This is a genomic window from Streptomyces sp. NPDC015345, from assembly GCF_043078805.1.
In the GTDB taxonomy this organism is placed as follows: domain Bacteria; phylum Actinomycetota; class Actinomycetes; order Streptomycetales; family Streptomycetaceae; genus Streptomyces.
On record NZ_JBIBTX010000013.1, the window covers coordinates 85,788 to 98,658 of the forward strand.

Annotated in this window: 10 protein-coding genes; 4 read left to right on the forward strand and 6 right to left on the reverse strand. The window is 71.3% G+C overall.

Translation table 11 applies throughout. From position 1 onward, the window contains the following. The first annotated feature begins 16 nt into the window (after positions 1–16). Together hppD and ACF062_RS36580 are read left to right on the forward strand one after the other, a co-directional pair. Entirely contained in the window at positions 17–1,120 is a 1,104-nt protein-coding gene (gene hppD, locus ACF062_RS36575; RefSeq protein WP_392144159.1) for a 4-hydroxyphenylpyruvate dioxygenase, read from the forward strand. After that, entirely contained in the window at positions 1,101–2,237 is a 1,137-nt protein-coding gene (locus tag ACF062_RS36580) for an alpha-hydroxy acid oxidase (protein WP_392144161.1), read from the forward strand. Before hppD ends, ACF062_RS36580 begins: the two co-directional genes overlap by 20 nt. A gap of 27 nt (positions 2,238–2,264) precedes the next feature. Here the strand turns inward: ACF062_RS36580 and ACF062_RS36585 are convergent, their stop codons facing one another. Beyond that, complete coding sequence (locus ACF062_RS36585; RefSeq protein WP_392144163.1) at positions 2,265–2,714, reverse strand: cold-shock protein; 450 nt, start codon at positions 2,712–2,714, stop codon at positions 2,265–2,267. A 156-nt stretch (positions 2,715–2,870) separates the two neighbouring features. On the opposite strand from ACF062_RS36585, the gene ACF062_RS36590 reads away from it, so the two are divergent. Next, positions 2,871–5,210 carry an ATP-binding cassette domain-containing protein gene (locus tag ACF062_RS36590; protein ID WP_392144164.1) on the forward strand — a complete coding sequence of 780 codons (2,340 nt, stop codon included), beginning with the start codon at positions 2,871–2,873 and terminating at the stop codon, positions 5,208–5,210. Between the two features lie 77 nt (positions 5,211–5,287). On the opposite strand, the gene ACF062_RS36595 is transcribed toward ACF062_RS36590, so the two are convergent. From ACF062_RS36595 to ACF062_RS36605, 3 genes are read right to left on the reverse strand one after another with little or no spacing between them, the layout of a single operon-like run. Continuing rightward, complete coding sequence (locus ACF062_RS36595; RefSeq protein WP_392144165.1) at positions 5,288–6,034, reverse strand: succinate dehydrogenase/fumarate reductase iron-sulfur subunit; 747 nt, start codon at positions 6,032–6,034, stop codon at positions 5,288–5,290. Continuing rightward, a complete protein-coding gene (locus tag ACF062_RS36600) occupies positions 6,031–7,989 on the reverse strand; it encodes a fumarate reductase/succinate dehydrogenase flavoprotein subunit (RefSeq protein WP_392144166.1) in 1,959 nt (652 codons plus the stop codon). Before ACF062_RS36600 ends, ACF062_RS36595 begins: the two co-directional genes overlap by 4 nt. Before the next feature lie 3 nt (positions 7,990–7,992). After that, complete coding sequence (locus ACF062_RS36605; RefSeq protein WP_392144167.1) at positions 7,993–8,700, reverse strand: succinate dehydrogenase; 708 nt, start codon at positions 8,698–8,700, stop codon at positions 7,993–7,995. Positions 8,701–8,795: 95 nt separating this feature from the next. Here ACF062_RS36605 and ACF062_RS36610 point away from each other — a divergent pair, with 95 nt between their 5' ends. Further along, the gene (locus ACF062_RS36610) at positions 8,796–9,680 is read left to right on the forward strand and encodes a LysR family transcriptional regulator (RefSeq protein WP_392144168.1); all 885 of its coding nucleotides are present in this window, start codon (positions 8,796–8,798) and stop codon (positions 9,678–9,680) included. A 193-nt stretch (positions 9,681–9,873) separates the two neighbouring features. On the opposite strand, the gene ACF062_RS36615 is transcribed toward ACF062_RS36610, so the two are convergent. Together ACF062_RS36615 and ACF062_RS36620 are read right to left on the reverse strand one after the other, a co-directional pair. Continuing rightward, the gene (locus tag ACF062_RS36615) at positions 9,874–12,018 is read right to left on the reverse strand and encodes a bifunctional diguanylate cyclase/phosphodiesterase (RefSeq protein WP_223778385.1); all 2,145 of its coding nucleotides are present in this window, start codon (positions 12,016–12,018) and stop codon (positions 9,874–9,876) included. Next, entirely contained in the window at positions 12,015–12,827 is an 813-nt protein-coding gene (locus ACF062_RS36620; RefSeq protein ID WP_392144169.1) for an SAM-dependent methyltransferase, read from the reverse strand. Before ACF062_RS36620 ends, ACF062_RS36615 begins: the two co-directional genes overlap by 4 nt. Between the last annotated feature and the right edge of the window lie 44 nt (positions 12,828–12,871).

The window sequence follows — 12,871 nt, forward strand, 5'->3', positions numbered from 1 at the left end:
GGAACTGGAGACATTCATGAGCTCTTTAACGCCGGCGGGAAATCCGCTGAATGATCTGTCGATCGACTACGTCGAGATGTATGTGGCGGACCTGGCGGCGGCGACGTCGTCCTGGACCGACCGGTACGCCTTCACGGTGGTCGGCGCGAACACCTCCGCGGACCACCGAGGCGTCACCCTCCGCCAGGGGCGGATCACGCTCGTCCTCACACAGGCGACGTCGGAGGAGCACCCCGCGTCCGCGTACGTGCTGGCCCATGGGGACGGTGTCGCCGACATCGCGCTGCGCACCGCCGACCCGGAGGCCGCCTTCCACGTGGCGCTCGCGCGGGGCGCCACGGCGCACCGGCGTCCGCGGCGGCACGGCGACGGCGGGCCCACCGTCACGGCGGCGGTCCGAGGCTTCGGGGACCTGGTCCACACACTCGTCGGACGTGAGCCCGGCGAGGGCCCTGGGCTGCCAGTCGGTCACGTCCCCGTGCCGGCCCCGGACCACGATCCGGTCGCGGACGTCGGCCTCTTGGAGCTCGACCACATAGCCGTGTGCCTGAACGCGGGCGACCTCGCCCCGATGGTCGGCTACTACCGCGACGCCCTCGGCTTCCGCGAGATCTTCGAGGAGCGCATCGTCGTCGGCGCCCAGGCGATGGAGTCGACGGCCGTGCAGAGCCCGTCGGGCACGGTGACGCTGACGCTGATCGAGCCCGACACCTCCGCGGCGAGCGGCCAGATAGACGAGTTCCTCAAGAGCCATCAGGGCGCGGGCGTCCAGCACCTCGCGTTCTCCTCGGGTGACGCGGTGGCCTCCGTGCGTGCCCTGTCCGGACGGGGGGTCTCCTTCCTGCGCACCCCGTCGTCGTACTACGACCTGCTCGGCCGGCGGGTCGCCCTGAGCGCGGAGCGGCTCCAGGACCTGCGGGCGACGAACGTGCTGGCCGCCGAGGACCACGACGGGCAGCTCTTCCAGATCTTCACCGCCTCGGACCACCCCCGGGGCACGCTGTTCTTCGAGATCATCGAGCGGCAGGGCGCCGAGACCTTCGGCAGCGCGAACATCAAGGCGCTCTACGAGGCCGTGGAGATGGAGCGGACGAAGCAGCGTGGATTCCACCAGCGCTGAGGCGACGACGGCGCGGGCTGCGCACGCGGACCCGGCCCACGCCTTGTGCCTAGCCGATGTCGAGCGCGCCGCGGCCGCCGTCCTGCCCGCCGAGGTCCGCGACTTCATCTCCGGGGGCAGCGGCGCCGAGACGACGCTCGACGCCAACCGTGCCGCGCTGGACCGGGTCCGCCTCGTCCCGCGCGTCCTGCGGGACGTGTCGCGGTGCACGACGCGGACCACCCTCCTCGGGCATCCGGTCCGCCTGCCGTTGGCGATCGCGCCGGTCGCCTACCAGCGGCTCGTGCACCCCGAGGGCGAGCTGGCCGCCGCGCGGGCGGCGGGCGCGGCGGAGGTGCCGTTCATCGTGAGCACGCTCAGCAGTGTGCCGGTGGAGCGGCTCACGGCGACCGGCGCGGCGGTCTGGTTCCAGCTCTACTGGCTGCGCGAGCCCGGCCGCTCGCTCGACCTGGTCACCCGGGCCGAGGACGCGGGCGCGCAGGCCGTCGTGCTGACCGTCGACGTGCCGTGGATGGGGCGGCGGCTGCGGGACATGCACAACCGGTTCGCGCTGCCGGACCACGTGCGCGCCGCCCACCTCGCCATCGGGCCCACGCGGGCGCACCAGGCACCGGGCGACGCCGTCTCCGCGCTGGCAGCCCACACCGACGCGGCGTTCTCCCCGGCCCTGACGTGGTCGTCGGTGGCGGCGCTGCGCGAGCGGACGCGGCTGCCGCTGGTCCTCAAGGGCGTGCTGGCCGCCGAGGACGCGGTACGGGCCGCCGAGTGCGGGGTGGACGCCGTCGTGGTCTCCAACCACGGGGGGCGTCAGCTGGACGGCGCCGTCCCGAGCGCGGACGCGCTGCCGGAGGTCGTCTCGGCCCTGGCAGGACGCCGCTGCGAGGTCCTGCTGGACAGCGGTGTCCGCAGCGGCACGGACATCCTGAGAGCGCTGGCCCTCGGCGCGCGCGGCGTCCTGGTCGGGCGTCCGGCGCTCTGGGGGCTCGCGATGGGCGGGGAGGCGGGCGTCCGACGCGTCCTCGCCCTTCTCGCCGACGAGTTCGGGGACGCCCTGGGGCTCGCGGGCTGCGCGGACGTGTCCGCCGCGGGGGAACTGCGCACCGTACGGCACGGATGAGCCGACGCGGCCGCTCCCCGTCCGGCCTCAGAGATCGACCCAACCCCGCTTCTCGGCGAATTCCAGCATGCTCGCGCGCACCCGCACGATCTGGTCGCCGGTCATGTCCGGCGCCGCCGACAGCAGGACCTCGGTGACGTCATGGGTGAACTCGTCGCGCGACAGGACGTCGCACACTCCATCGTCGCCGGTGGCCCCCTGCGCCGCGCCCCGCCCCGACGGCGCGACGTGTCCGTTCACCGCGGGCGCGGGCGCCGCCGTGCCGTCGCCGTCGACGAGATGCGCCGCGAACGCCTTCCGCCCGCGGTCGTTCTCGATGATCTGGAATTCGACGCGCGCACCGGGTACGAGAGTCCCGGGATCGCCCGAGAAAACCGATGTATGGAGAAAGACGTCCTCGCCGCCGTCATCCGCCGCGATAAAACCAAAACCGCGCATCCCGTCGAACTTCAGAATCGTGCCCGTGCCCGATGCCATTTCCCCCACCACCCGACGCCCTTGACAAGAGACCACACCTTAACAAGGACGCATATCTCCAGGTACCCCCTGTGCCTCCGGACACCTGCCCGGCTCGCGCTCCGGCCCACGACCTAGAATCGTGGGGTTTGTCCCCGAGCCGCGTACGGAGCACCCATGCACAGCCCTCACGATCCGTTCGTACGCGTCCGGGGTGCCCGGGAGCACAACCTCCGGGGCGTCGACGTGGACATCCCGCGTGACGTGCTGGCGGTCTTCACCGGCGTCTCCGGCTCGGGGAAGTCCTCGCTCGCCTTCGGGACGATCTATGCCGAGGCGCAGCGGCGATACTTCGAGTCCGTCGCCCCGTACGCCCGGCGGCTCATCCACCAGGTGGGCGCCCCGAAGGTCGGTGAGATCACGGGCCTGCCGCCCGCCGTCTCGCTCCAGCAGCGCCGCTCGTCGCCGACCTCGCGCTCGTCCGTCGGCACGGTGACCACCCTGTCCAACTCCCTGCGGATGCTCTTCTCCCGCGCCGGCAGCTACCCAGAGGGTGCCGAGCGGCTCGACTCGGACGCCTTCTCGCCGAACACGGCGGCCGGCGCGTGCCCACAGTGCCATGGCCTCGGCCGTGTCCACCGGACCACCGAGGAGCTGCTGGTCCCCGACCCCTCGCTGTCCATCCGCGAGGGCGCGATCGCCGCCTGGCCGGGCGCCTGGCAGGGCAAGAACCTCCGGGACGTCCTGGACACCCTCGGCTACGACGTGGACCGGCCGTGGCGCGAGCTGGACGCCGCCGACCGCGAGTGGATCCTCTTCACGGACGAGCAGCCGGTGGTGACCGTGCACCCGGTGCGCGAGGCGGGCCGCATCCAACGCCCGTACCAAGGCACGTACATGAGCGCCCGGCGCTATGTCATGAAGACCTTCGCGGACTCCAAGAGCCAGACGCTGCGCGCCAAGGCGGAACGGTTCCTGGCGAGCGCGCCCTGCGCGGCGTGCGGCGGGAGCAGGCTGCGTCCCGAGGCGCTGGCGGTCACGTTCGCGGGCCGGACGATCGCCGAGCTGGCCGCGCTGCCCCTGGCCGAGCTGGCGGACGTCCTCGCGGGCGGCGTGGACACGTCCGAGACGGCGCGCGTGCTGACCGAGGACCTGCTGGCCCGCATCGCGACCGTCACCGAACTGGGCCTCGGCTATCTCAGTCCGGACCGTGTCACGCCCACCCTGTCGGCGGGAGAGCTCCAGCGCCTGCGGCTCGCGACGCAGCTCCGCTCGGGTCTGTTCGGGGTGGTGTACGTGCTGGACGAGCCGTCGGCGGGGCTTCATCCGGCGGACACGGAGGCCTTGTTGACGGTTCTGGACCGCCTCAAGGCCGCGGGCAACTCCGTCTTCGTCGTGGAGCACCATCTCGACGTCGTGCGCCACGCGGACTGGCTCGTCGACGTCGGCCCCCACGCGGGCGAGCACGGCGGCCGGGTGCTGCACAGCGGCCCGGTCGCCGCGCTCGAAGGCGTCGAGGAGTCCGCGACCGCCCGCTTCCTCTTCGACCGCGAGACCGCTCCGGTACGCGAAGTGCGCGCGCCCCGGGGCTGGTTGAAGGTCGGTCCGGTCACCCGGCACAACCTGCGCGGGGTGACGGCGGAGCTCCCGCTCGGCGCCTTCACGGCGATCACGGGCGTCTCCGGCTCGGGCAAGTCCACGCTCGTCGGCGAGATCACCGAGGATCTCCCGGGGGTCGGCCGGCTGGTCCGCGTCGACCAGAAGCCGATCGGCCGCACACCGCGCTCCAACCTCGCCACCTACACGGGCCTCTTCGACGTCGTGCGCAAGGTGTTCGCGGCCACGGAGGCGGCGAAGGAGCGGGGTCACGGCGTCGGCCGGTTCTCGTTCAACGTCGCGGGCGGGCGGTGCGAGACCTGCCAGGGCGAGGGCTTCGTCAGCGTCGAGCTGCTCTTCCTGCCGAGCACGTACGCGCCCTGCCCTGACTGTGCGGGCGCCCGCTACAACCCGGCGACCCTCGAGGTGAGGTACCACGGGAAGAACATCGCCCAGGTGCTCGACCTGACGGTGGAGGCGGCCGCGGAGTTCTTCGCGGACACGCCGTCCGTCGTCCGCACCCTGCGCACGCTCCTCGACGTCGGTCTCGGCTATCTGCGGCTCGGGCAGCCGGCCACGGAGCTGTCGGGCGGCGAGGCCCAACGGATCAAGCTGGCGAGCGAGTTGCAGCGGGTGAGGCGCGGTCACACGCTCTACCTCCTCGACGAGCCGACGGCGGGGCTGCACCCCGCCGACGTGGAGGTGCTCACGCACCGCCTGCACGAACTGGTCGACGCCGGGAACTCGGTGGTCGTCGTCGAGCACGACATGGCGGTGGTCGCGGGCGCCGACCGGGTGATCGACCTCGGGCCCGGCGGCGGCGACCAGGGCGGCCTGATCGTGGCGGCGGGCACCCCGGCGGAGGTGGCGCGGACCGAGGGCAGCCGCACCGCCCCGTACTTGGCCCGCGCGCTCGGCTAGACGCCCCGAAGGGGCGCGGGGAACGGCGCGGCCGGCCACATCGGACCCGCAGATCCCCACCGGCCCCTTCAGCGGAGCTACCGGCTGACCTTGCGGGTGGCCCGCAACCATTCCCTGTTCATCGCGGAGATGGACGGCAGCGGAATGCCCTTCGGGCAGGCGGTCGCGCACTCACCGGTCAGCGTGCAGCCGCCGAAGCCCTCCTCGTCCATCTGCGCCACCATGTCCAGGACGCGGGTCTCGCGCTCGGGCGAGCCCTGCGGCAGGACGTTCAGGTGGTTGACCTTGGCCGAGGTGAACAGCATGGCCGAGCCGTTGGGGCAGGCGGCCACGCAGGCCCCGCAGCCGATGCACTCGGCGTGCTCGAAGGCGAAGTCGGCGTCCGGCTTGGGCACGGGCGTGGCGTGGGCGTCGGGCGCGGAGCCGGTCGGGGCGCTGATGTAGCCGCCGGACTGGATGATCCGGTCGAACGCGGAGCGGTCCACGACGAGGTCCTTGACGACCGGGAAGGCGGCGGCGCGCCACGGCTCGATGTCGATCGTGTCGCCGTCCGCGAAGGACCGCATGTGGAGCTGGCAGGCGGTGGTGCGCTCGGGACCGTGCGCGTCGCCGTTGATGACGAGCGAGCAGGCGCCGCAGATGCCCTCCCGGCAGTCGTGGTCGAAGGCGACGGGGTCCTCGCCCTGGACGATGAGTTCTTCGTTGAGGGTGTCGAGCATCTCCAGGAAGGACATGTCGGACGAGATGCCGTCCACTTCGTACGTGGACATCGCGCCGTCGGCGTCGGCGTTCTTCTGGCGCCAGACGCGCAGGGTGAGCTTCATGCGTAGCTCCGCTGGGTGGGGTGGACGTACTCGAAGACGAGGTCTTCCTTGTGCAGGACGGGGGCTTCGCCGGTGGCGGTGAACTCCCAGGCGGCGGCATAGGAGAACTCCTCGTCGCGGCGGGCGGCCTCGCCGTCCGGGGTCTGGGACTCCTCGCGGAAGTGGCCGCCGCAGGACTCGGCGCGGTGCAGGGCGTCGAGACACATCAGCTCGGCGAGCTCCAGGTAGTCGACGATGCGGTTGGCCTTCTCCAGGGACTGGTTGAACTCCTCGCCGGTGCCGGGCACCTTGATGCGGCGCCAGAACTCCTCACGGATCTGCGGGATGCGCTCCAGGGCCTTGCGCAGGCCGCTCTCGGTGCGGGCCATGCCGCAGAACTCCCACATGACCTCCCCGAGTTCGCGGTGGAAGGAGTCGGGGGTGCGGTCGCCGTCGACGGACAGGAGGAGGTTCAGGCGGTCCTCGGTCTCGGCCAACGCCTCTTGTACGACGGGGTGTTCGGCGTCGACTTCGTCCTTGTGCGGGTTGCGTGCGAGGTAGTCGTTGATGGTGGACGGCAGGACGAAGTAGCCGTCGGCGAGGCCCTGCATGAGGGCGCTCGCGCCGAGCCGGTTCGCGCCGTGGTCGGAGAAGTTGGCCTCGCCGATCGCGAAGAGTCCGGGGACGGTGGTCTGGAGGTCGTAGTCGACCCAGAGGCCGCCCATCGTGTAGTGCACGGCGGGGTAGATCCGCATCGGCACCTCGTACGGGTTCTCGGCGGTGATCCGCTCGTACATGTCGAAGAGGTTGCCGTACTTCTCCTTGACCTTCTTCTTGCCCATGCGCCGGATGGCGTCGGCGAAGTCGAGGTAGACACCCTGCCCGCCGGGGCCCACTCCCCTGCCCTCGTCGCATACGTTCTTGGCGGCGCGGGAGGCGATGTCGCGGGGCACGAGGTTGCCGAAGGAGGGGTAGATCCGCTCCAGGTAGTAGTCGCGCTCGTCCTCGGGGATCTCGTTCGGCGGCCGCTGGTCGCCCTTCGCCTTCGGCACCCAGATCCGGCCGTCGTTGCGCAGCGACTCGCTCATCAGCGTGAGCTTGGACTGGTGGTCGCCGGTGCGCGGGATGCAGGTGGGGTGGATCTGCGTGAAGCAGGGGTTGGCGAAGTACGCGCCGCGCCGGTGGGCCCGCCAGACGGCGGTGGCGTTGGAGTTCATGGCGTTCGTCGACAGGTAGAAGACGTTGCCGTAGCCGCCGGAGGCGAGGACCACCGCGTCGGCGAAGTAGGTGTCGATCTTGCCGGTGATCAGGTCACGGGCGATGATGCCGCGGGCCCGTCCGTCGACGACGATGACGTCCAGCATCTCGGTGCGCGGGTGCATCTCCACGTTTCCGGCGGCGATCTGCCTGCTCAGCGCCTGATAGGCGCCCAGCAGCAGCTGCTGGCCCGTCTGGCCGCGCGCGTAGAAGGTGCGGGACACCTGGACGCCGCCGAAGGAGCGGGTGTCGAGCAGTCCGCCGTACTCGCGGGCGAACGGCACGCCCTGCGCGACGCACTGGTCGATGATCTCGACGGAGATCTGCGCGAGGCGGTGCACGTTGGACTCGCGGGCGCGGAAGTCGCCGCCCTTGACGGTGTCGTAGAAGAGGCGGTGCACCGAGTCGCCGTCGTTGCGGTAGTTCTTCGCGGCGTTGATGCCGCCCTGCGCGGCGATCGAGTGGGCGCGGCGCGGCGAGTCCTGATAGCAGAACTGCACGACGTGGTAGCCCTGTTCGGCGAGCGTGGCCCCGGCGGAGCCGCCGGCCAGGCCGGTGCCGACGACGATGACGGTGTGCTTGCGGCGGTTGGCGGGGTTGACCAGCTTCGCCTGGAAGCGACGGGTGTCCCACCGGTCGGCGATCGGGCCGCTCGGGGCCTTGGCGTCGACGAGCGGCTCGCCGGTCGCGTAGGCGGCGTACTCACTGGAGTAGTTCATGGTTCAGCTCACCAGTCCGGTCATGACGGCCACGGGTACGGAGACGAAGCCGACGGTCAGCACCAGCGCGAGTCCGCCCGCCAGCGGTTTCAGGACGCGGTCGCGGGTGGCGGTGCCGACGCCCAGGGTCTGCGCGGCGCTCCACAGGCCGTGCCGGACGTGGAAGCCGAGGGCGACGACGGCGACGATGTAGATGACGTTGCCGTACCAGGTGGAGAAGGTGTCGATGATGTTCTGGTACGGGTGCAGGTGTTCGTAGCCGCCCGGGTGCACGGTGCCGGTCGTCAGGTCGAGGATGTGCCAGACGATGAAGAGGCCGAGGATGACGCCGCCCCAGCGCATGGTGCGGGTCGCGAAGGTCGCCTGCGCCTTCTTGTGGACGTACTTGGTGGGGCGCGCCCTGATGTCCAGGCGGCTCAGCTGGTAGGCGGACGTGGCGTGCGCGACGACGGCGGCGACGAGGACCACGCGGACGAGCCACAGCGTCCACTCGTAGTGCATGAACGGCTCGCCGACCGTGCGCAGCCAGTGCGCGTAGTGGTTGATCTCCTCGGGGCCGAAGAAGATCTTCAGGTTTCCGACCATGTGCGCGACCAGGTAGAGCAGCATGATCAGACCGCTCACCGCCATCACGGTCTTCTTGCCGATGGTGGAGTCCCAGAGCGTGCGGGTCATGGACGGCCGTTTGTCCGTCCGCGTTGCCAGAGCCATGTCAGCGACGCTACGGCCGGAAGTCCCGATCGGTCCAAGAGATGGTTCGGCTCATCTCGATAGCCTTGGCCTATCGTGCGGCGTAGGGTGCCTGCATGCAGTTCCAGCAGCTCCTCTACTTCGTCGCGGTCGCCGAGACGCGGCACTTCACGCGGGCGGCGGAGGAGGTCCATGTCTCCCAGCCGTCCCTCTCCCAGCAGATCAGGGCCCTGGAGAAGGAGCTCGGCGCGGAGCTGTTCAGCCGGGCCCGCGGCAACATCACGCTGACCGACGCGGGCGAGGCGCTGCTGCCGCTGGCCCGCCGCATCCTCGCGGACGCGGACACCGCGCGGATCGAGGTGCAGGAGCTGGCGCAGCTGCGGCGTGGCCGGATCCGGCTCGGCGCGACCCCCAGCGTGTGCACGGGGCTGCTTCCGGAGGTCCTGCGCGCCTTCCACGACCGGCATCCGGGGATCCAGCTGCTCATCGAGGAGGGCGGCTCCCACGACCTCGTACGGGAGCTGGCGCGCGGGGCGCTGGATCTGGCGCTGGTGGTGCTGCCGCTGCCGAGTCCGTCACCGGCGCTGACCACGGTGGAGCTGCTGCGCGAGGACCTGGTGGTGGTGTCCTCCCCGCGGGCGCGGCGCCGCCTCGGCGAGTCCGTGCGGATCGCCGACCTCCAGGGTGAGCGCCTGGTGATGTTCCGGCACGGATACGACCTGCGGGAGCTCACCGTCGCCGCGTGTCGCGCCGCGGGGTTCGAGCCGGAGTTCGCGGTGGAGGGCGGTGAGATGGACGCGGTGCTGGGGTTCGTACGGGCCGGGCTCGGGGTGGCGGTCGTGCCGCGCATGGTGGCGGAGCGGTCGGGGTCGGATCTGCGGGTGACGCGGCTTTCGCAGCCGAGCCTGCATCGGACGATCGCGCTGGCGCACCGCAGTGATGTGGCGCCGCCGCGGGCTGCGCGGGAGCTTCAGCGGATGCTGTTGGCAGGGGGCGGGTAAGAGCTCGGGGGTGCGGGTCGCATGCCGGGTGCGGGTGTGTGGTGGCTGGTCGCGCAGTTCCCCGCGCCCCTTAAGGGGCGCCCATCGTGCCCCGTCAGGGGCGCGGGGAACTGCGCGCGCAACCACACGAGACCCGCGGACGGCGGATCAGGCGCACCCCCGAGCCCTGGTCCGCCTACGCTCCCCCCGGCGGTCAGCCGACCGCGTCCGCCAGTGCCAGTTCATGCAGGCGGTCCGGCGGACCGGGACGCGCGTAATACCAGCCCTGAGCCGTATCGCAGCCAAGCTCCCGCAACTGGTCCGCCTGGTGGCCCGTCTCGACGCCCTCGACCGTGACCGCGAGGTCCAGGCTGTGGGCGAGCGCGACGATCCCCTCGACGATCTTCAGGTCGACGGGGTCGGCCGGGAAGTGCTGCATGCCCTGGGTGAAGGAGCGGTCCAGCTTGAGCACGCTCACCGGCAGCCTGCGCAGATTGGCGAGGTTGGAGTAGCCCGTGCCGAAGTCGTCGAGCGCGATGTCGACGCCCATCTCCGCGAGCCTGCGCAACGGCTTGAGCAGATCGTCGTCCGCTCCTATCAACGCGGACTCGGTGACTTCCAGGCAGAGCGCGCCCGGCGCGAGGCCCTCGCGCTCCAGGATGTCGACCGTGTCGGAGACAAGACCCGGATGAGTGAGCTGCATGGGCGAGAGGTTGACGTTGACCCGCAGTGGCGCGGCGTCCGCCCCGCCCTGCGTACGCGACTCCCAGAGGCGGGCCTGCCGTACGGACTCCTCCAGGACCCAGCGGCCAAGGGGCACGATCAGGCCGGTGTGCTCGGCGAGCGGGATGAACCGGTCGGGGCCGATGATCCCGTGCTGCGGGTGCAGCCACCGCACCAGCGCCTCGGCGCCGCGCACGCTGCCGTCGCCGAGGTGCACCAGCGGCTGGTACTCGATGAAGAACTCGCCGCGCTCCAGGGCGGCGGGCAGCGCGGTGGTCAGGCCGTGCCGGGTGATGGCGCGGGCGTCGGCCTCCGGGTCGGCGACCTCGTAGCGGTTGCCGCCCGCGGACTTCGCGCGGTACATCGTGATGTCGGCGCTGCGCAGCACCTCCGCCGCGCCGCGCTCCCCCGCGGGACCCTCCACGATGCCGATGCTGCCGCGCACGGTCAGCTCGCGGCCGTCCACGCGGATCGGGGCGGAGAGGGCGTTCATGATGCGCCCGGCGAGCTCGTCGACCTCGGTCTCGGTGTCGGGGCCCGTGGTGAGCGCCACGAACTCGTCGCCGCCGAGCCGGGCCACCATCTCGCCGGGTGCGGTCGCGCAGGACTGGAGCCGGTCGGCGACCTCCACGAGCAGCCGGTCGCCGGCCGCGTGCCCGAGGCTGTCGTTGACGGTCTTGAAGCCGTCGAGATCGAGGTAGCAGAGGCCGAACCGGGCGTTCTCACCCGCCGAGAGGGCCTTCTCCAGACGCTCGAAGAACAGCGTGCGGTTGGGCAGACCGGTGAGCGCGTCGTGGGTGGCCTCGTAGCGCAGGCGGAGGTTGAGCAGCCGGCGCTCCGTGGTGTCCTCCATCAACGCCAGCTGGTACTGCGGCAGCCCGTCCGCGTCCCGCAGCAGCGAGACGGTCAGGTTCGTCCACAGGACCGTGCCGTCGGGGCGGTAGAAGGCCTTCTCCACGCGGTAGTGCTCGCGCTCGCCGCGCACCAGCTCCTCGTACAGCTTCCATACGTGGGGCGAGTCGTCGGGGTGTGTCCACTCGGCCGCGTTACGTCCGCGCAGGTTGCTCTCCAGGCCGCCGAACATGCGCACCAACGCGTCGTTGACCTCCAGGATCGTGCCGTCCAGGCCCGCGATGCCGATGCCGATCGCCGCCCCGTGGAAGACCGCCCTGAAGCGTGCCTCGCTCGCGTGCAGGGCTTCGGCGACGGCACTGCGCGCGCTGAGCGCGGCGCGGGAGATCGCCTCCTGCTCGGCGAGGGTGCGCTCGCGCAGCGCCTGGGCGAAACCGGCCGCCACCGCGTGCTGGATGCGTGAGCTGCGGGCCCGCAGCTCCTCCTGGGAGCCGTCGCCGCCGCAGTACAGGACCAGGTAGGCGTCGACACAGTCGAGGGTGCGGCTCAGCGCCTCGGGGTCGGTGCAGTGCGTGTCGATGAGGGCGGCACCGACCGCGTGGCCCTGCGTCGCGTCGAAGAACCGCTCCTGGAGCGCGTCGCGCAACCGCCGGGCGAGCGGCACCAGTTGCTCCTCGAACTCGGGACGGGTCAGCGAGGTCGCCGTCACCGGGAAGATGGCACGGCTCCAGATGGTGGCGAACCTGCGGAGTCTTCCCTCCGGCCCGTCCGGCTCGGCGCTCAACGCTTCTGTCCCACGCCCGCGAACCCCGAGAAGGAGTACGGGTCCTCCTCGTCGGGCGCCGTGTCGGGCCGCCAGTGCGGCATCGGCACCAGGCCGGGTTCCACCATGTCGTATCCCTCGAAGAACCGCGCGATCTCGTCGCGCGAGCGCATGATCAGTGGATTGCGGATGTCCTTGTATACACCGACCGTGCCGTCGGCCTGCTCGGGGGGAACCGGGATCCCTTCGTACGAGGCGTGGGTGACGACGATCAGACTGCCGGGCGCGAGGGCGTCCCGCAGTTCGGCGACCGCCGCGTACGGATCGTACGCGTCCTCGACGAAGTGCAGGACGGCGACGAGCAGCAGGGCTACCGGGCGGTCCAGGTCGAGGCGCGCGTCGACTTCCGAACTGCCCAGAATGTCCCGGGGCTTGCGCAGGTCCGCGGCGACGACCGCGGCCCGTTCGTCGCCGTCGAGGACCGCCTCGCTGTGCGCGACGGCGACCGGGTCGTGGTCGACATACACGACGCGCGCCTCGTCGCTGGCCTGCTGCGCCACCTCGTGGACGTTGCCGAAGGTCGGGATGCCGGAGCCGATGTCGAGGAACTGGGTGACCCCCTCGCCGACGGCGTACCGCACCGCTCGCCGCATGAAGGCGCGATTGGCCTGCATGATCTTCGGCAGGCCCGGCATGAACTCCATGGCCTTGCGGCCGGCCTCCCGGTCCACCTCGAAGTTGTGCGAACCGCCCAGGTAATAGTCGTAGATGCGGGAAACGCTGGGCATCGAGATGTCGATGCCGAGCGGGGCCCAGGCGGGACGCTCCATCAAGACTCCAAGGCATAGGGGGTGACGCGGGCGATCCGTTGTTC